This is a genomic window from Levilactobacillus sp. (genome assembly GCF_022646225.1).
In the GTDB taxonomy this organism is placed as follows: domain Bacteria; phylum Bacillota; class Bacilli; order Lactobacillales; family Lactobacillaceae; genus Levilactobacillus; species Levilactobacillus suantsaiihabitans.
Map to the genome: position 1 here is coordinate 257,253 of NZ_JALCJA010000003.1, position 19,452 is coordinate 276,704.

General features: G+C 52.8%; 19 protein-coding genes. 9 read left to right on the forward strand and 10 right to left on the reverse strand.

Going from position 1 to position 19,452, the window contains the following annotated elements; translation table 11 throughout:
* Nucleotides 1-48 precede the first annotated feature (48 nt).
* Nucleotides 49-2,118, forward strand: coding sequence for a heavy metal translocating P-type ATPase (locus LKH74_RS06040; RefSeq protein ID WP_434737651.1), 2,070 nt, complete (start codon nt 49-51; stop codon nt 2,116-2,118).
* A 604-nt stretch (nt 2,119-2,722) separates the two neighbouring features.
* Here the strand turns inward: LKH74_RS06040 and LKH74_RS06045 are convergent.
* Nucleotides 2,723-3,658, reverse strand: coding sequence for a DMT family transporter (locus LKH74_RS06045; protein ID WP_287788648.1), 936 nt, complete (start codon nt 3,656-3,658; stop codon nt 2,723-2,725).
* Between the two features lie 214 nt (nt 3,659-3,872).
* On the reverse strand, nt 3,873-4,520 hold the full coding sequence (locus LKH74_RS06050) for a FusB/FusC family EF-G-binding protein (RefSeq protein ID WP_287788649.1): 648 nt from the start codon (nt 4,518-4,520) through the stop codon (nt 3,873-3,875).
* A 540-nt stretch (nt 4,521-5,060) separates the two neighbouring features.
* Here LKH74_RS06050 and LKH74_RS06055 point away from each other — a divergent pair.
* The 4 genes from LKH74_RS06055 to LKH74_RS06070 all read left to right on the forward strand — a co-directional run bounded on the left by LKH74_RS06055 (nt 5,061) and on the right by LKH74_RS06070 (nt 8,786).
* Complete coding sequence (locus LKH74_RS06055; RefSeq protein WP_287788650.1) at nt 5,061-5,630, forward strand: sugar O-acetyltransferase; 570 nt, start codon at nt 5,061-5,063, stop codon at nt 5,628-5,630.
* A 707-nt stretch (nt 5,631-6,337) separates the two neighbouring features.
* A complete protein-coding gene (locus tag LKH74_RS06060) occupies nt 6,338-7,039 on the forward strand; it encodes an ABC transporter permease (protein ID WP_287788651.1) in 702 nt (233 codons plus the stop codon).
* Entirely contained in the window at nt 7,036-8,040 is a 1,005-nt protein-coding gene (locus LKH74_RS06065) for an ABC transporter substrate-binding protein (protein ID WP_287788653.1), read from the forward strand. Before LKH74_RS06060 ends, LKH74_RS06065 begins: the two co-directional genes overlap by 4 nt.
* A gap of 2 nt (nt 8,041-8,042) precedes the next feature.
* Nucleotides 8,043-8,786, forward strand: a complete 744-nt coding sequence (locus tag LKH74_RS06070; RefSeq protein ID WP_287788655.1) for an ABC transporter ATP-binding protein — start codon at nt 8,043-8,045, stop codon at nt 8,784-8,786.
* Between the two features lie 48 nt (nt 8,787-8,834).
* Here LKH74_RS06070 and LKH74_RS06075 read toward each other — a convergent pair whose 3' ends face one another.
* The 5 genes from LKH74_RS06075 to LKH74_RS06095 form a co-directional block, all read right to left on the reverse strand.
* Entirely contained in the window at nt 8,835-9,401 is a 567-nt protein-coding gene (locus LKH74_RS06075; protein ID WP_287788657.1) for a sugar O-acetyltransferase, read from the reverse strand.
* A 119-nt stretch (nt 9,402-9,520) separates the two neighbouring features.
* Entirely contained in the window at nt 9,521-10,519 is a 999-nt protein-coding gene (locus tag LKH74_RS06080) for a GW dipeptide domain-containing protein (protein ID WP_287788659.1), read from the reverse strand.
* A 43-nt stretch (nt 10,520-10,562) separates the two neighbouring features.
* Entirely contained in the window at nt 10,563-11,981 is a 1,419-nt protein-coding gene (locus LKH74_RS06085) for a C69 family dipeptidase (protein ID WP_287788841.1), read from the reverse strand.
* Between the two features lie 380 nt (nt 11,982-12,361).
* Entirely contained in the window at nt 12,362-12,706 is a 345-nt protein-coding gene (locus tag LKH74_RS06090) for a hypothetical protein (RefSeq protein WP_287788661.1), read from the reverse strand.
* Between the two features lie 11 nt (nt 12,707-12,717).
* Complete coding sequence (locus LKH74_RS06095; RefSeq protein ID WP_287788663.1) at nt 12,718-13,371, reverse strand: hypothetical protein; 654 nt, start codon at nt 13,369-13,371, stop codon at nt 12,718-12,720.
* A gap of 283 nt (nt 13,372-13,654) precedes the next feature.
* Here LKH74_RS06095 and LKH74_RS11935 point away from each other — a divergent pair, with 283 nt between their 5' ends.
* Nucleotides 13,655-14,107 (forward strand): helix-turn-helix domain-containing protein, encoded by a 453-nt coding sequence (locus LKH74_RS11935; RefSeq protein WP_434737652.1) that lies wholly within the window; start codon nt 13,655-13,657, stop codon nt 14,105-14,107.
* Here the strand turns inward: LKH74_RS11935 and LKH74_RS06100 are convergent.
* A complete protein-coding gene (locus tag LKH74_RS06100) occupies nt 14,100-14,429 on the reverse strand; it encodes a DUF5626 family protein (RefSeq protein WP_287788664.1) in 330 nt (109 codons plus the stop codon). The genes LKH74_RS11935 and LKH74_RS06100 overlap by 8 nt on opposite strands.
* 195 nt (nt 14,430-14,624) lie before the next feature.
* Between LKH74_RS06100 and LKH74_RS11940 the strand changes: the two genes are divergently transcribed.
* Both LKH74_RS11940 and LKH74_RS11945 read left to right on the forward strand, forming a co-directional pair.
* Entirely contained in the window at nt 14,625-14,816 is a 192-nt protein-coding gene (locus tag LKH74_RS11940; protein WP_353845639.1) for an IS66 family transposase, read from the forward strand.
* Entirely contained in the window at nt 14,803-15,024 is a 222-nt protein-coding gene (locus LKH74_RS11945) for an IS66 family transposase (RefSeq protein WP_135368919.1), read from the forward strand. Before LKH74_RS11940 ends, LKH74_RS11945 begins: the two co-directional genes overlap by 14 nt.
* Nucleotide 15,025: 1 nt before the next feature.
* On the opposite strand, the gene LKH74_RS06105 is transcribed toward LKH74_RS11945, so the two are convergent.
* Together LKH74_RS06105 and LKH74_RS06110 are read right to left on the reverse strand one after the other, a co-directional pair.
* Nucleotides 15,026-15,196 (reverse strand): hypothetical protein, encoded by a 171-nt coding sequence (locus tag LKH74_RS06105; RefSeq protein WP_287788666.1) that lies wholly within the window; start codon nt 15,194-15,196, stop codon nt 15,026-15,028.
* Nucleotides 15,197-15,267: 71 nt separating this feature from the next.
* A complete protein-coding gene (locus LKH74_RS06110) occupies nt 15,268-18,015 on the reverse strand; it encodes an HAD-IC family P-type ATPase (protein WP_287788667.1) in 2,748 nt (915 codons plus the stop codon).
* 308 nt (nt 18,016-18,323) lie between these two features.
* Between LKH74_RS06110 and LKH74_RS06115 the strand changes: the two genes are divergently transcribed.
* Nucleotides 18,324-19,301 (forward strand): alcohol dehydrogenase catalytic domain-containing protein, encoded by a 978-nt coding sequence (locus LKH74_RS06115; protein WP_287788668.1) that lies wholly within the window; start codon nt 18,324-18,326, stop codon nt 19,299-19,301.
* The last annotated feature ends 151 nt before the right edge of the window (nt 19,302-19,452 follow it).

The following is a 19,452-nucleotide window of genomic DNA, read 5'->3' on the forward strand; positions in this document are numbered from 1 at the left end:
CGCCACTTAGGAATGAGTCACATGAATATGCAACACGATATGAAGGGCATGGACCACGCCAAAATGGCGATGGACCAGCCCGCAGAACACCAAGACATGAGTAATATGGACATGACCCACATGGATATGGACATGGGCGATGGCCACATGATGCACATGGGCAATCTGAAACGCAAGTTCTGGGTCTCCTTGATCTTAATGATTCCCGTAATTTTGATGTCACCTATGATGGGCATGACGCTACCCTTCCAGCTGATTTTTCCCGGCAGCGACTGGGTCGTCGCCATCTTAGGCTCCGTCCTCTTCTTCTACGGCGGTGCCCCCTTCTTCAGCGGCGCCAAGGCCGAGCTACAAATGAAGCGTCCGGCCATGATGACACTGATTGCCATGGGCATTGGCGTGGCCTACGTTTACAGTATTTACGCCGTGATTGCTAACGACCTGTTCCACGTGACCCCCGTCGTCAACAACTTCTTCTGGGAGCTGTCGACGCTGATCGTCATCATGTTACTGGGTCACTGGATCGAAATGAACACCGTGATGAACGCGGGGTCCGCCGTGGATGCACTTGGCAAATTGTTACCGCAGACCGCCCACGTGGTCGATGACCAAGGAAACGTGACTGACGTTAATTTGTCTGACTTACAAGTCGGCCAAACGGTGGTCATCCGTGCCGGCGAACAAATTCCCGCTGATGCGACCATCGTGACCGGGACCTCCGCCGTCAACGAATCCCTGGTCACCGGGGAATCCAAGGCCGTCAAGAAAGCCAGCGGCGATTCCCTGATTGGTGGGGCTGTCAACGGGACCGGGACGTTGACCGCTACCGTGACGGGGACCGGGGATTCCGGTTACCTGGCACAGGTCATGAAGCTGATCAGCGACGCCAAGAATGCCAAGTCCAAGTCCGAAAACCTGGCTGACAAGGTGGCCGGCTGGCTGTTCTACGCCGCGCTATTTGCCGGGATCCTCGCCTTCATCGTTTGGCTGACGGTCGCCGATTTGACCGTGGCCTTACCAGTGGCCGTGGCGGTCTTCGTCATCGCCTGCCCCCACGCTTTGGGCTTGGCCGTACCGCTGGTCGTTTCGCGGAGCACCGCTTTAGCTGCCCAAAACGGCCTGTTGATTCGGAACCGTAACGCCATGGAACAAGTTAACAAATTAAAGTTTGCCTTAATGGATAAAACCGGGACGTTAACCATGGGTGAGTTCAAGGTCAACCACCTGGTTAGTTTAACCCCTGATTTAGACGAGACCGCCGTCCTGCAGCATTTAGCCGCATTGGAAAGTGGCTCTAGTCACCCACTGGCGACCGGGATTTTGACCGCCGCACAAGCTCGCAACCTCACCATCACCCCAGCCACTGATACGCATCAAGAGACCGGCTTGGGGCAGTTCGGGACGATTGGGGACACCACGTACGGCGTCGTTTCCGTCAACTATTTGGACCAACACCACCTGGACTACGACCACGACCAGTTCACCAAGTTCGCCGCTGAAGGCAACTCCATCAGCTACCTGGTCGCCGGCGAACAAGTCTTGGGGTTAGTTGCCCAAGGGGATCAAATTAAGCCCGCGGCCAAAACGCTGGTCGCTTCTCTGAAACGCCAGGGAATCACGCCCGTCATGTTGACCGGGGATAACCAAGAAACGGCCAACAAGGTGGCGGCGAGTGTGGGCATCACCGAGGTCAAGGCGCGCCTGTTGCCGGAAGACAAAGAACGTTTGGTCAAGGCCTACCAGCAAAAGGGGAAGGTCCTCTTCATCGGCGACGGCGTGAACGATGCGCCGAGCCTGGCCCGTGCTGACGTCGGCATGGCCATTGGGTCTGGGACCGATGTGGCGATTGAATCTGCCGACATCATCCTGGTCTCCAGTGACCCCGCGGACGTCATCCAGTTCTTGGATCTGGCTCGCGCCACGCAACGCAAGATGACTGAAAACCTCTGGTGGGGTGCTGGGTACAACCTGATTGCCATCCCCTTGGCCGCCGGGGTCTTGGCCCCCATCGGCTTCATGCTCGATCCCATGGTCGGCGCAGTCATCATGTCACTGAGCACCATCATCGTGGCCATCAACGCCATGACGCTGAAAGTCAAGGATGTGGCGGTAGACTAAAGCTTTCCGCCTACCGTTGTACAAACCAGTGCCTGCGGCTGTCAGGGGTTCCGCCTGCTATGGGGGACGCCTCCAGCCAAAGAGCGGGCTTCCGGCTCGCTTGAAAGCCTGGCACAAAACCGCCAGTCTCTCAAGTCGCCCCACGCTGTAGGCCGAGAAAGAACCTCGGCCAACACCGTCGACACAGCTGGCTCCACCCCTGACCTCCTCCGGCAAGATTTGCGTACTACCGACAACAGCGACGTGACGCCATGACTCATGTTCCACATCGTCCATCCGTAGAGTAACCATTACGTCAGTGCTGACGTTTAACCGTCCACACCGACCGAGTGAAATCTAAGCTCATCCGCTTAGAACGACAAGCGGAAACAGTTAACTGTTGATGCACGTTTTGGCTATAAGGCCACTTTGAGACGTGGTCTTCGACTCAAAGCAAGCGCCGCGACCGGGCTTTGGCTTGGGGCATCCTCCCCACGTACTAGCCCCCTTAGAGTTTCACGTAATGGAGGGCGCCACCTTCCCGATTACATCTATGTACGCTAAGAAGGCGTCGCCAATTAACCACTTAACTGGTTAGTTGGCGACGCCTTTCATTTATACTGAATTAATCGGTTTTCACGCGGAAACGGCGAATCAGTCGTAACATTTGATGACCATTTAACGACAGCGCCATGACGGCCAAGATGACCAGCGCACCGCCGACCAGGTCGTACTTGGTCAGTTGCACGCTCAGAAACATCACGGAAAAGACCGTTGCCGACAACGGCTCGAAGGCGTCCAGTAGACTGGCCGTCGTGGGGAGGATGTAGCCCAGCGCGTGGGCGAACATCAGAAACGGAATCACGGTCCCGAAGACGATGATGATGCCAATCATGGACCAGCCGGCCCAACTCAGCGTCACGTGGTCTTGCCAGACTGGGCCGAAGATGTTTAAGCAGATTCCAGCGACCAGCAGCCCCCAACCGGTAACGGACACGGCGCCAAATTTCGGCAACAACGGCCGCGGAATCAGTGTGTTCGTGGCAACCCCAATCGCCGACAATCCTCCCCAGAAGAGGACGACCGGCGAAATGGCCAGGCTGTTCAAATGGCCGTGGGTCACGATCAACAACGTGCCGACAAAGGCTAGCAGCATGCCGCCCATTTCCGGTCGCGTGGGAATCACGTGTTTAAATAACAAGAAGTAAATACTAATGATGAACGGCCCCAAGAACTGAATGATGGTCGCAATCGGGGCATTGCCGAACTTAACGGCCTCAAAGTAGCAAAGTTGAACGGGCACTAATCCCAATAGCCCGTAGCTGATGACCCGCAGACCCGTGGCCTTTTGTCGCCAGATTTCAAACGGTTTGACCCCAATGAGTTGGCCCAGCACCAACAAAATGATGCCGGCCGTGATCATCCGCACCTGCGTGAGCCACAGGGCCGTCACGTGGGGGTTCAACTTAAATAACGTGCTCGCGGCGACCCCCGAAATGCCCCACAAAATGCAGGCGATGCTGGCCAATAAGACCCCGCGTAAATGATGTTGTGGCGTCATGACCGCGCCACCTTGCTTGCTGCTAATGCACTCGACATAGTCATTTCCCTCTCACTCTTAAATTTCACAAAGCAAGATTCATTATAACAAATCTCGTGTGAAAACCCGGAAGATTCAGGGAAATTTCACCAAGTTTTTAGGGTGAAGCGCTTTCCCACAGCCGCCAAAAAGGCCTCCGCCACGACAATCGTCGCTTAGGAGGCCTCATTAAAGGTTATTTTTTGGGCCGCACGACCGTGATAAAGTCGGCGAGGCCTTGTGGATCGGTCAACTGGCGGTTACACTGATCGCTGTCTCGGCAAATGTAATTGCCGTTACGCGTGTAGCTGCCCAGCCCCGAGCGTTTGGTCGTCGAGACAAACAGCGAGACGTTGCCAATCGTGTGGCAAATGCTGCAGACGCCCTTGACCACTTGGGGCGCGAGATCGCCTTGAATGCCGATCAAGCGATCCTGATACGGGGCCACCAGGTATTTCTTCTGGTTACCGCCGTCGTTCCAACCCAGATACGTGAGTTGGTGCAAGTTCAGCGTGGCCCATTCAGGCTGCTTGAGCTTCTTCACCTTACGAAATAGCTTGCTTAATTGCTTGGTCGTTAGCTCCGGAAACGGAATCACGAGGGGTTCCAGCAACGGCACGATTTCAGCGGCAGCTTTGCGGGTCAACCGGTCGGGCTGCAGACGCGTCAAGAAGTCTTGCACGAGCGGTTCGTCCAGTGGCAACAGTGGCTTGATGCGTTCCAGCGTCGTATCCCGCACGACGCGGCGCATGTGCTTGTCATTGACCGAGAGATAGGCGCTCACTAAGGCGTCGAGCTGCTGGCTGATATAACTATATTCGTAGGCGGTGATTGTTGGTTTCATGTTTATTTTTTCCTTTCAGATACAAACCTGACACTTCTCTGAAAGGTCTTGCAGAAAAGTGTCGCTAACTAGCAGCACTTTTCCGTACAAATAACGATGCCATCATCGTCGATCATCTCCTTGCATTCAGCCGTTTTAGCTGAAGTGTTAGTAGTATACCGCATCCCCCTAGTTGGGTGCAAGTCAAAAAGAGACCCCGTTTGCACGAAGTCCCCCCACTCTCAGCTTCCGAGCCTCCTATCGTCCGAATTTGATGGTAGTCGTCCGACATGGTCCGTTAATTTTTCTCAAAGCTGAGATGCCCAAGCCACGTTTACCCCGTGACTTTGTGTCTATTCTACGATAACTCCCGCCGACCACGCCGCTCGAGGGGTCGGTTTGCTTGGCGAGTAAATTAAGTGGCACGACCGGTATTGCCATGAACTGTCTGCTGGGGTTCTTATTTCATTATCGAATGAATGTAAATTTTCAAAATTAGTCCGGATAAATAACCGTGATCTGTGCTAAACTGGGATCAATCAAATCTAGGAGACGATACCCATGAAGACTGAAAAAGAAAAATTCTTAGCCGGTGAACCCTACAATATCATGGACCCGGAGCTGGCCGCGGACGAGACCCACGCCCGACGCTTGTGTAAGCAACTCAACGAACTCGATGACACGGCCACCGCCGAAAAGGACCACGTGATTCGCCAACTCTTCGGCTCGGTAGGCCAACACCCGTGGATTCAGCCGAATTTTCGCTGCGACTTTGGCTACAACATTCACGTGGGTGACGCCTTCATGTGCAACTATGATAACGTCATTTTGGACATCGCCCCGGTCACGATTGGCGACCACTGCATGCTGGCGCCCCACGTCCAAATCTACGCCGCCTACCATCCCCTGGACCCGGCCGGCCGCGACGCCTTCGTGGGTCTGGGTAAGCCGGTCACGCTGGGCGATCACGTCTGGGTCGGTGGCGGTTCGGTGATCTTACCGGGCGTCACGCTGGGCAATAATGTGGTCGTGGGCGCCAATTCCACGGTCACCAAGTCCTTCGGCGACAACGTGGTCATTGCTGGCAGTCCAGCGCGGGTGATCCGCGAAAACGTGCCCGTTGCTGATTAACTGAAGGTTGAAAGACGGAAATCAACTGGAACTATTGTTACCATGCGACTCGTGACGTCAAAAGTAGTCGTTTTCAGCCTCACAATCCGAACTGGCCGCCTGGTTTCGCCAGCTTTAGGTGCCAGAACACCGTCATTACGGTAATCCGTGTGTTAACTTTAGGCTCAGCCTTCAGCTGATTAAACAATTGCACCCAATTTACCAGGCCATGAGCGATACTCACGGCCTTTTTTGATGGGCATCTTTTTTGAAATAATATAATAGCATATTAACTAGTTTAGATAAGCTGTAATTTTTATAAAAATATTGATATTGAGGCGTTTATAACAATTTTAATAAAAGGCCCACCAGGCAACATCTCTAAAAGTCTAGGCTCGAAATCCCTTTAGCATCAGCGTCTATCGTCATTTACCGAAGAATTCCCATCCATTTTCGAAAATTAAGTTGTACCCCATCTTTTACCATGCTATACTAAATCCAACTTAAAAGTTTCTGGGGATACCGTTAGACGGCACGAGAGGAAGTTGTAAACTTTGACCCATCGAACCTGTCAGCTCACACTGGCGTAGGGAGGAACGCACGGATGCTTCATCTGGCGGTAGATTCCCCGATGAAGCTTTTTTTGACCTAGAAAGGGGGAACTCACCGTCGCTACCCGTAAACTTTACCCACTCGGCAGCCTGGTCATTTTACTGGCGACCTGGCAGGTGGCCGTCACGCTGCTCCAGACGCCCAGCTTCATCCTCCCCAGTCCCGTCAGTGTCGCCCAAGCGCTGGCGGCCGAGGCCGGGGGGTTACTCGTCAACTCCTGGGTCACCCTGTACGAATCGTTGATTGGCCTGGGCATCGCCTGTATGCTGGCCTTTGGCACCGCGCTGGTCATGGATCGCTGGCAGCTGTTGTACCAGTCATTTTACCCACTGCTCGTCATTTCGCAGACCCTGCCCGTCATGGTGCTAGGTCCGCTGCTTAGCCTCTGGTTTGGCTTTGGCATGGCGCCCAAGATTATTCTGGTCATCTTGATGAGTTACTTCCCCATTATCGTGGCGTTTTCGGAGGCGCTGGGGAAGGTCTCGACCGACCAGATTCGCTTTTTGCAAACGATGGGGGCCAAGAACTGGCAGGTGTATCGCATCTTGAAGATTCCGCAAGGCATGCAGGGATTTTTTGCCGGCCTGCGTATCGCCGCTACCTATTGCGTGAGCGGCGCCATCATCGGGGAATGGCTCAGCGCCGAAGCCGGCCTGGGGTACTACATGATCCGGGTGAAAAATGGCTACCAGATCGACAAGGTCTTCGCTGCCATTTTCTGCGTCATCATTTTAAGCCTGGCCCTGAACCTGGGGACCTGGGCACTACAAAAGGGCTACTATCGCCTATTAATCCAAGGGAGAAAACCAACATCATGAAATTAACCAAACTCTGGCTACTCGTCCCACTCGTCGTGACGCTCACCGCTTGTGGCAACAGTAAAAACCAGGCGGCCAATTCAACTTCAACCAAAAAATTGACCGACGTGTCCATCGTCCTCGATTACGTCCCCAATACCAATCACACCGGGCTGTACGTCGCCAAGGACAAGGGCTATTTCAAGGACGCCGGCTTAAACGTCAAGATCATCGAACCCGGCGACAACGCTACCAGCATCGGCATGGTCGGCGCCAACAAGGCCCAATTCGGCGTGAGCTATCAAGAAGACGTGACGTACGCCCATGCGGATGGCAAAAACATCCCCGTGAAGGCCATCGCCACCGTCTTAAAGCACAACACATCCGGCTTCGTTTCTAAGGCCAACAGCGGCATCACCTCGCCTAAGGACTTTGCGGGCAAGACCTACGCCGGCTGGCAAACGCCGAGTGAAGAAGCCGTGCTCAAGGCCGTCATGCGTAACGCGGGCGTCAATCCCAAATCACTGAAGATCGTGGGAGCGACCGGCGACGGGCCCAAGAGCCTGGGCAAGAAAAACGACATTCAGTGGTGGTTCCAGGGCTGGGATGTGATCCGCGCCAAGAACGCTGACATCAAGGTCAACTACATGCCGTTGCGTAAGCTAGACAAACGTTTGGACTACTACACCCCGGTTATCATCACCAACAACACCCAGCTCCAAAAGGACCCCAAGGTGGTCAAGGCCTTCATGGCGGCCACGAAGAAGGGCTACCAAGACGCCATCGCTCACCCCAAGGCCGACGCCAAGATTTTACACAAGTACGCCAAGGACGACGACCTCAGCTTCCTAGAGGATTCGCAAGCCTTCTTGTCGGCCAACTACACCGATAATGCGGCCAAATGGGGCCAAATGGACGCCAAAGTGTGGAACAACTACACCGGCTTCATGAAGGAATACGGCCTGATCAAAAAGGCCATCCCCGCTAAGACGCTGTACACCAACCAATACGTTGGCGATTGATTATGACCATCACCCTGACCCACGTTGGCCTCACGCTCGATGACCTGGAAATCTTGCGCGACGTGACCGCCACGATTACCGATGGCAGCTTCGTGTCCTTGATTGCCCCCAGTGGCGCGGGCAAGTCGACCTTGTTGAAACTCTTGACAGGTCTCCTAACTCCCACGACGGGGACGCTTCAGGTAGCGGGCCAGCCCATCACCGGGCTCAATACCACGTTTAGTTACCTGCCCCAAACGGACATGTTACTGCCATGGTACGACGTCGACCAAAACATCACACTGTATCAGCGCATCAATCATCAACCGATCGACCACGACTACGTGACGGCCCTGTTGACGCTCTTTGGCCTGGTGGATTACCGCCACTTCTTGCCTCACCAACTGTCCGGTGGGATGCGCCAACGTGTCGCTTTACTGCGGACGATGTTGAACCCCGCGGATTACCGCCTACTGGACGAACCCTTCGGCGCTTTGGACGCCATGACTCGCGGGTTGATGCAAGACTGGCTGTTAAGTCTACCGGCCGATTTGCAAAAGACCACGCTGCTGGTCACCCATGACATCGAGGAGGCCATTTACCTGTCGGACCGCATCTTGGTCCTGTCCGCGCGACCGGCACACGTCATCCGCGATATCGCCCTGACGCCAACGCACCGGGACCGCCAGTGGCTGGCCACCCAGGCCCCACTCAAGGCCGAGATCTATGAGTTGTTACGCAGCGCTGAATCGACAAGCATGTCATAAAAAAGAAGCACCTGGGACTGAACCTCCCGGGTGCTTCGTATTTACATATTAGTCATCACTTAACGAATGAATCGGTTTGGCCGGCACGCCACCGACCAGGGTATTGGCGGGCACGTCCCTAGTGACCACGGCGCCGGAGGCAATCACGACGTTGTCGCCAATCGTGACGCCGGGCATGATGGCGACCTTACCGCCAATCCACACGTCGTTGCCAATGGTAACTGGCGCGGCCTGAGCCAAATACCCCCGCCGACCCGAGGGTGTCAGAGGATGATTGACCGTGTAAATGTCCACGTTGGGGCCAATCATCACGTGGCTACCGATCGTTACCGGGGCAATGTCCAAGATTGTGAGATTGTAATTGCTCAAGAAGTCCTCGCCCACGTGGATGTTCTGACCGTTATCACAGTTAAACGTGGCCTGCACGGAGACGCGTTCACCGTGACTGCCCAAGATTTCCTTGATTTTAGCGGTCTGGGCTGCCGGATCCGTGGCCGGAATCGCATTGAACTCCTGGCACAATTTCGCCGCCCGCGCCTTGCGCGCCGCCACCGCCTCATCCAAGAAGTAGTACGGTTCTCCGTCGTCGAGCTTCTGTAATTCTGTTTTTGTCATCGTGTTCACCTCAAGGTCTAGCTTAGCACTTCAAGGTTGGTTTAAGTCAACGATTACCGTAAAAAAATCAGGCTATTTGCACCTTCACGCAAACAACCCGATCCTTAAAATCTTGTTCTCTAAGCCATCCAGCCCCCAACGCTCATCACGCTGACTTGGCCGGCTGGGGTGACCTTCACCTGATACTTGTATCCTTGAATATCAAAATCAGCCTGGGCTTTGAACGTCAAGCTCTTGGTGGGTGTCACCGCCGCGGCGTGCTTGACCTTGCCCGCTGAGGTGCGGATGGTCTGCTTGACGACTTGGCCATCTTGATAGTCATACACGGTCGTTTCGCTGTTTTGTTGCAGGAGCGCGACTCGCTTGACCTGGCCATCCTTCAGGGCCACGCCGACCTTGACGTGGCCGGCCTTGTCCACGGTCGTCACCGCCGTACTGTCTGCCGCTAAGTTGCGGGACAGCTCGCGTTTCAGCAAGTCGGGGTATTGACCCTTGGTAACGGCAGTCTTCGGCAACCAGCCAATGGCCTTACCGGCGGCCGTTTCAAAATACAGGTATTGCCGGTGTTGCTTGGTAGTCAGCGACTGGATCGCATAAATCGTGCGGTAGCCGTAAGTGTGGCCGTAGTGGCTCGCCGCGGTCTTCCCCAACGTGTGCTTGGGCATATCCCAGAAATCCTGCGTCGTCGTGGGTGTCCAGTAAGCGGTCTTTTTGACGGTGGTCATGCTGGCGATTTGCTGATGAAATTTCAGCTTGCTCAGCGCCACGTAGCCGCCCACCAACGTCTTCTTGGTCTTCGAAGCGTTGGGCACGATGGTCCCGTGCGGCAGATTCTTGGCGCTCACCAGCGCTAACCGAACGTACCGGTGACCCTTGACCGTCACAACCTTGTCGACGGTCCACTTTTTGGTCGTGCTTTGATCAGTCCCCAACACCGTACTGTGGCGGTAAGCCGCCCGCGGATAGCTGTAGACCTTGGTGCCCTTGGCCTTAAACGTAAAGACGCGTTGTTGCGGATAGGCTGGCAAGGTCACACGTTTGGCCGCATCCGCCGTGACGGCACCACCCCACAGGCTCAAGACAACACCACTAGCTAAAACAATTTTCATAATCTTCATGATGAACTCCCCCTAGTTGGTTCACCTGACTAACGCCACTGTGCTACAGGTTTTGGCCCTTTTCCCAAGCCGTCTTGGATAACAACAGCCCGTGCTTGACCAAATCGTCGAACAACTGATGGGTCCGCTTAGAAACTTCTCCGGCCGTTTCCGCATTACTTTGGGTCAGGAAAGTCGTGGCGTCCCCCGTGATGGCCGCGTCAGTCGCCGCCACACGTTGCCGCGCGTAGGACTGACACCCCTCACGAAAGGCGTTGACAGCTTCTACATAGTCATGGAAATGTGGTTCAATAATAACAGATAACGTCTTATTTAACCAGTAAACGTTCTCCACATCGACCGCCGTCGTCGTGTTTTGGTAATCTACCGGCGTGTCATTGATGTTGGTAAAGAACGGTACGTACGGTGCGTAGGCAAAGAAGCCCATGGCGATCCACTGAATAGCCGCATGGTCCGCGGGCACGTCGTTTCTGATCTGCAAGATCGAGGAACATTGGTTACGATCCATGGCGATGGGCCGGTACTTCTTTTGGTCATCGGCGGAACCTGAGGCGAAGGTCCCAAATGGGTCGTACTTGGTGCCATTGTAGTGTGATGACAGGAAGAACTCCACGTCTTCGATGGCGATCTTCTTGGCAGGCTTCCGGGCAAACGGCATATCTTGATCCGTCGGTTGTTGGTCGGTGACTTCTGGGTTGAACAACTTCTGGCCGTACCAGGTCCGCGGCGTGTTGTAGTACGCGTCGTCTTCCCCATGGGTGCCAAAGATTTCCCGGAAATTGAAGTGACCGGGGTTCGGGTTCAAATGGTGCTTTTCCACGAAGTCGACCAGATCAGTGGCCACTAAGAAATTATCACTGTCATTTAAGTCGACCTCTTGCATCAACGTTTGGTTCGGCGCGATGGCGTAGCAGTCTTCTGGCAAACGCATGGCTGCCCAGTGATGGCCGCCGGCGGTTTCTAAGTACCAAATTTCTTCGTTATCGTTAAAGGCGATACTGTTGCTTTCACCAGTTCCGTACTTTTCGAGTAAGGCGCCTAAGCGTTGGGCCCCTTCCTTAGCACTCTTGATGTAGGGCAACACCAGGGTGACCATGGCTTCTTCGTTGATGCCATCGTCTACTAAGGGGTCGTAGCCCAAGACGCGGGCGTTGGTCGCCGTCGTTTCCGTGGCACTCATGCCGACGTTCAGTTCATTGATGCCGGCTTCCTCGTATTGGCCGTCGCTTTGATCGGCCTGCGGCGTGCCCGTATAGCGGTAAGCGTGATCGGGCAGCGGGACAGTTACCCCGGTCACGGCTGACGTGAATGACGCCCCCGTTTGGTCGGTTGCGGGATGCAACACAAATTTGATGGGGTTGATGGGACCGTAACCATCCTCGTTACGCGCCACAATCGTCGAGCCGTCCATGCTGGCAGCCTTCCCCACTAAAATCTCAGTACAATCGGAACTCTTCTTCAACATTGATGTTCCGCCTCCTTTGCTACCAGTATAGGATTATCAGGTGCTAAGGGCTAGGGGTTTGGGCGAAATATTAAAAAATTATGTGAGTTTTACTGTTCACGAACCTAGGCCACCTGCGAATCGTTTCCTCAAGCCATGACCGATTCATGACAACCGTTGCTAGTTACGACTGGGTTTGCAACTTGGTTAGTAACCTCATCTGGTGTCTTTTAGCTTCCTGAACATTTCCGTACGTAAGCACACTATCTTGCTTTGCACTTATCCTTAGGTTTCACCCAATAACTACCATCCAAACTTTCGACCAGTACGGCCAAGTTAACGCTACATTCTAAAAAGACCACCACCGTAATCACAGTGATGATCTTATCTAATCTTGTTTAACGTTTTCTCCAAAATCTTTCGAATGAAATTGCAATAATCACTAAAACACTGAAGAAGCATAAGTTAATAGCACCCAGCCAAAGCCACAGCATTGGGCCAGTAAGGCTACTAGGAACCAGTGCCGTAAACACCCATAACGCCGCTTCCATTACTACAAGCATTAAAAAATATTGAAGCTGACTATAGCGATCTTCACGTAGCTCTTTCCAATACGATAACGTATACAAAGAAGAAAATACGTTTGCAACTGAAAAAACAACAGCCAAAATAATCTTCGTCTTCAATGTGTACTCAAAGTTCATTGCTGAAAATACCCCAACCAAAATGCTAAATAAAGTCAAGAATATTCTCTTTACTGATACGACCATGATTTATACTTACCACCTTTAAAGTGGAATACACGTCCCTTTGCGAAGCCCTTACCAGATGCTTTATTGAACACTGTACCAAGAGCACCTTTTAACCCAACGCGAAGTGCCATACCAATAGCACCACCCACAGCACCTAATGGTAACAGACAAATCTGTGCTAACACATTAAATCCTTGCTTTTTTGCCATATTTAACATGCCAGCGCTAATATAGACATCCACGTTTCCCTTCTTTGCAGCACCATGCCAAACAATCTTCGTAGTTCCCTTGCCACTACGAGTTTGGAATACACCAGTATTAGGTGCAATTACACTCATCATAGCAGTCTGCATAACATCATCACTAATGCTTACAGTTGTCTTGTTCCCTTGAACCGTTGTTTGGACAAACGATTTAACCCTTTGTTGAATCGCCTCTAATTGTTGATCATTGGCAGTTGATAAATAATCACTAATAATCTGATCTGCCTGTGTTCCAGACACAAACTTAGGATAAACTTTCTTCGAGGTTGTCTGCATAGCTGTTTCGACAGTATCAGCATATGCTACCTTTGTTGCAACACCCGATTCAACAAACATTGTTCCTAATAAAGCTGTGGAAAGAATAAGCGATGTCCCTGTAATAATTTTTTTCATTTTCTAGCTCACTCCGATAATTTTAGTGGGCTAATACGTATTAGCAATACCTCGTTAACAAATTTAGCATATTATAAAACACCTCCTTTGCAAAGACACTCATCGTTTCCTCTAGTTACATTACCTAATTTATCGGGCTGTATGTCCAACACACTTTTTGGTATTATTAATTGAAGTACCCATTTAATATGCCAAATAAGGAGAACCACTTATCGCAAACTTTAGTTTAACACTTAAAAATGCTCGTATTGCCCAAGGACTCTCACAAAACGAAGTCGCCACAATTCTGCACGTCACCCGACAATCCATCTCCAAGTGGGAAAACGGACGAGGATATCCCGATTTAGACAACCTGATTCAATTAAGTAAGGTTTATAAAATGTCTATCGACAACCTACTATCAGAGAATCCGAACCTAAAGAAGCAATTCAACCTCAGTGATGAACAAATTATTCAAAAGCAGTCACAATCAAAGAAGATCAATACAGATCTTTACCAAAATACCGATGAAGGTATCATATTAATCATCCTATCCATCGTATCCGGCCTGATTCCACCTATAGGTATCTTTATGCCTCTATATGTTGCATGGCGTAACAATAAGTATAACAGTCTCTATAAGACCATTAACTTAATTTGCATCATTGTCCTTCTCATCAGTATCCTAGGCACATACGTTATCATTGTCGATAATTGGTTAATTCCAGCAAGGACAACAATATATCAGATTAAATAACCGTAACTATCAGTTTCCCCTTGCTAACCTTCGCAACCAGCCCGCTTTTATAATTAACTATCCCAAGCTTCCTCGAAATATGCAATGTAACCTTATTGACCGCATCATGGGTCACATATGCTTTCGTTATTTTATCCATTCTTGCTCTTGTTTTTACATCCTTCACATTTTTAATATGATCACCAGACGTAACAATTGTGCAGCTAGCAGACCAGGAAAGCGGTACATCATGTGATACACGAAAACTTGCGGCGCTAGCACTCACCACACCACCAAATAAAATTACTCCGTAAGTAAACATCGTAACAAGTATTTTTTTCATAGATTTAACCTCCTGAATCGAGATTAAATCTTGACGTACCATGGCATAAGGAACGCCTAATTTACCAACGGGAAACTTCTAGTTTACATTCGAAAAAGAGCGACCTTAAGCCACACTCAGCCTAAAGATTGCTCTTTTTAAACATTTATAAACTGTATTACCTTACACAATGACTTACTACCAAACAGCCGTGTAATCCATAGTTTAGGTTCCGCTTCAGTCATCGCGGAAATACTTCATCAAAAGTTTGAGCAAGGTGTTCCGCTATCTCGGCAGTTAAAAGACTGGCAAAGAATGGGAGCAGCGTTGTCCGAGACAACTTTAGCAAACTGGATCATAAAGTCTAGTGATTTGATGAGTCCACTTATACGAGTTGATTCGGGATAAGTTAGTGACTCAGCCTTACCTACAAGGCGATGAGACACCAATGCAAGTACTCAGAGAACCGGGTAAGCTAGCCACATCGAAATCCTATATGTGGGTCATAAGATCTGTTAGGAAGGCTTCTGAGCGTGCGATTCTATACGCATATGGTCCGACCAGATATGGAAGAAATGGCCCGCCCTCAAAAAACGAGGACGGGCCATTTCTTTAATTTATAATTCAATACGGTCAGTTATTGGGTGCATACAATCTATCTTCGTTTGCGATTTGTGCTCACACTTTTTGCCTATTGTTTGCGTTTTTGAGTTGCGCTGTACAACATCAGCATTTACATTGTCTAGCCGTTGAATTAGTTCTGCCACTCCGGCTTCACTAATCATCAACTTACATTCCTCCAAAGAAGATTCATGCTTTTAAGTTAGCCGACCAGTACCCCCACAGGAAGTAGCACGGCTTAGAAGCTCCGCTGTTCGCGGGCAACCGTACTGTTGTCGATGCGCCGGCGAACGGCCTTCACGATTTCCGTGACGACTAAGACGACGACCCCGGCCATGATTGGGATCCCCCAACCATAGAAGAAATTGACCGACGTGGTGTGGAAGACGCCCTGCATGGCTGGCCAGTAAATGATCATGGCTTGCAGCAGAAGCAAGATGCCGACAATCAGGAAACTCATTTTATTTCTAAAGAAGTATTTCGACAAGACGGGGTGGTCATTTTGCAGGTTGAACAGGTAAAAGATCTTCCCGAAGATGATCACGTTTAACGTCATGGTGCTGCCGATGACAGCGGAGAGGCCTTGGCCCGTTAAGAGGTCGTAGGCGAACATCCCCAGCCCAGAAATCAGCAACGACACGTAGGTGACTTCCGCCACGTCCCATTTGGACAGGATCCCGCGGGTCACATCCCGGGGTCCCCGGCGCATGATGCCACTTTCGGCGGGCTCGAAGATGAAGGCAAATTGAATCGTCAGGGCCGACACCATGTTGATCCACAACAATTGGGTCGGGAACAACGGCAATTCTTGGTCCATCAGGATACTCAAGACCACGATCAGCCCTTCGGCAAAACTGGTGGGTAACAGGAAACGAATCGTCTTCCGAATATTATCGAAGACGTGGCGGCCTTCCCGCACGGCACCTAGAATCGAGGTAAAGTCGTCGTCGGCCAGCACCATATCGGCGGAGTCCTTGGCAACGTCGGTCCCCCGAATCCCCATGGCAACCCCGATATCGGCCTGCTTCAAGGCGGGGGCATCGTTGACCCCGTCCCCGGTCATGGAAACCACGTGACCGCGCGACTGTTGGGCCTTCACGATCCGCAGCTTATCGGCCGGCGTGGTCCGGGCAAAGACAGTGTACTTGTCGATTTGCGAAGCCAGCTCGGCGTCGCTCATTTGGGCCAATTCCGGTCCAGTGATGGCGCGCGCCTGTTCGGACAGATTCAGCTGTTGGGCGATGGCCGCAGCCGTTTCCGGGTCATCCCCGGTGATCATCTTGACCTTGATACCGGCGTAACGCAATTGCCGCACGGCATCGGCGACCCCTGGCCGTGGCGGGTCAATGATTCCCGCCATCCCGGCCAAGTGAAAGTTTTCGCCGACGGGTAGGTCATCGACTTCATCCGCATCGGCTGCCACAGGTTGATACCCCAGCGCCACGACCCGTTTACCTTGTTGGGTCAGCTGGGACAACCGGGCTTGCCAAGCATCTTCGTCAACGGCCGTGCCGTGTTCACGCATCAAGCGCGTCAACGTTTGCGGCGCCCCCTTGACCAACAGATAGCGTTGGCCGTTATGGTCGACCAGCCGGGCCGAGTAGCGAATCGCCGAGTCAAATGGCAGCGAATCAATTTCTTGTGGATCCGGGTCGGCGCCCACCAGCTTGTGATACAGAGCCGTTAACGCCCCGTCGGTCGGTTCCCCGGTCAGGACCCATTGGCCATCTTCCTCATGGAATTCGGCGTCGGAGGTCTGCCCGGCAATCTGGACCAGCCATTCGAGGTCCGCGTCTTTTTGCCAGTCAACGGCTTGACCCGCATCATTTTGGACCTGACCGTCGGCATCGTAACCCACGCCCGACACGGTGTAGGTGTCTTGCGGCGTTAAAATGTCAGTCACGGTCATTTCGTTTTTCGTCAAGGTCCCGGTCTTATCGGTGTTGACGATATCCACGGCCCCCAGCGTTTCCACCGCGGGCAAGGTCTTGACGATGACGTTTTGCTTGGTCATCGCCTGAGTCCCCATGGCCAAGACCACCGACGTGCTGGCCGGCAACCCTTCTGGCATCGAACCCACGACCATGGTAATAACGGCGATCAGCAGCGTTGGCAAACTGTAAACGTGGGTCCACATCCCCAGAGCAAACAGCAAGACCGCAGCAATCAAGATGGCCACGGACAGGCCCAGCCCTAAGCTGTTCAAGTTCTTCATCAGCGGCGTCGTCTGTTGTTTGACCGCCGCGACGTTCTGTTGGATGTGCCCAATTTCTGTTTGCGCCCCGGTCACCGTCACGATCCCACGGCCGGAACCGTTAGTGACCGCCGTTGAAGCAAAGGCTTGGTTGGACCGTTCGGCTAGCGGCAATTCGGCCACCGCCAGTGGGTCCTCACCCTTATCAACCGAATCGGTCTCCCCGGTCAGGGCTGACTCTTGGATTTTTAAGTTATCCGCGTCGATCAACCGCAGGTCAGCGGGGACGGTATCCCCGGCTTCCAACTGCACGATGTCGCCGGTCACCAGTTCGCGGGCAGGCAGGGTCACCTTCTGGCCATCGCGATACACGACGGCTTCGGATACCAACAGCGCCTTGATGCGGTCCAGCGCGTTATCCGCCGACCGTTCCTGGAAATAACCAATGAAGGCGTTGGCGACGATCACCAGCCCGATAACAATGGAATCGGAATAGTGGTGCATGAAGAAGGTCATCAGCGCCGCGGCCGCCAAAATGTAGATGATGGAGTTGTTGAACTGCTTCAAGAAACGCAACAGGTTTGACTGTTTCTTGGCGGTCAACTCGTTGGGGCCATTGGCCTGTAGGCGTTTTTTCGCCTCGGCCGTGGTCAAACCCTCGTCTGCATTGGTGGCAAAATCGACAAGTAAGGACTCAGTCGAGCGCTGCCATAACGGCGTCTGCTGGCTGGGTCCAGGGTCAGTGGTCTCTGCTTCAGTTGGGGTAACGGTTGTCTTAGGGTCTTGTGCCATGTAAATAAAACTTCCTTTCTATCTGTGAAAATGGCTATTAGCGGTCAGGTATGGGAAATGCAGCATACGGTTGGTGCAAGACGTCCACCTCCAAATCTCATTTTTCGTTAATTTATTTTACCAAGTTTTCACCGGGATTGCATCTCATTAGAGTCGATTGCAACACAATTTTAATAATAGGGTAAATGGCTAACGGTTACAATCAAACGAAATGTTTTCCTTTACGGCCCCCATCGTTTACTATAATCAATGACAACTCTTGTTTTTAATTTCTGTATTTAATCCACCAACAAAGAAGGATGATCAACATGAAAGCTTGGACCATTACGGGACCTGCGCCCCACACCCTGGCTGACCTGAAACTGACCGACGTCGCGGAACCCACTCCGGGTGACACCGAGGTCAAGGTCTACGTACGCGCCGTGGGCCTGAACCCCGCCGATTATAAAGTCATCGCCGGCAGTAACACCACCACTCCCCGCGTCGTCGGCATGGATTGTGCTGGCGAAATCGTCGCGGTCGGCGCCAATGTCACCAATTGGTCAGTCGGTGACCGCGTTATGTATCACGGTGACCTGCGCCGCGCAGGCAGTTTGGCCGAATTTACCGTTACCACGGCATTGAGTCTGGCGCCAATTCCCAGCAACGTCAGCTTCGAACAAGCGGCCGCCAGCCTCTGTGGCACTTTGACCGCCTACCAGGCGTTGTACCGCAAGGCCAATTTGTCCGAGGTACCGACCGTCTTGATCCACGCGGGCGGCGGGGCTGTGGGCTTGGCTGCACTACAATTTGCTCACGACCTGAACCTGCCGACGATTGCCACGACCTCGGCGCGCAAACGGCCCCTGGTCGAGCGCGTCGGCGCGGACACCATCATCGACTACCACCAAGAAGACGTGACCGCCGCCGTCATGGCCGCCACGGATGGCTTGGGCGTCGGCCTGAGTCTGAACACGATTGGCGGCGAAGAGCTAGCGGCCGACGTTGACCGCATGGCCTACAACGGCCAGATCATCGCCATTGGCGATGGTATGCCGGCGCATCTGGACCTCGACAGTAAGGCCCTGGGTCTGGTGCGCTCCGCTCTCGGTGGCGTTTACGGCTCCAACAATCCCACGGAAATCGCCGACCTGGGCTTCATGGCCGGCGTCGTGGGTCAAAAGCTGGCCACCGGTGAGTTCGACCCCGTCATCGACCGGATTCTGCCGTTCGACGACGCGGCCGAGGGGTTAAACATCCTCCAGCGTGGCGACAACCTGGGCAAGCTCGTGGTTAAGGTGGACTAACGGTTAGCCGGATTGCCACTACTATGGTGTTTGCTGGCCGCCTTACCGTTCGCTAGAGATGCGTTGGAACGCTGAGGGCGGACGGGCCGAGCCCAAGGACGGTCTCGGTGCCTCGCTTTGAGCCGAAAACCGCGTCTCAAAGACGCCAGTT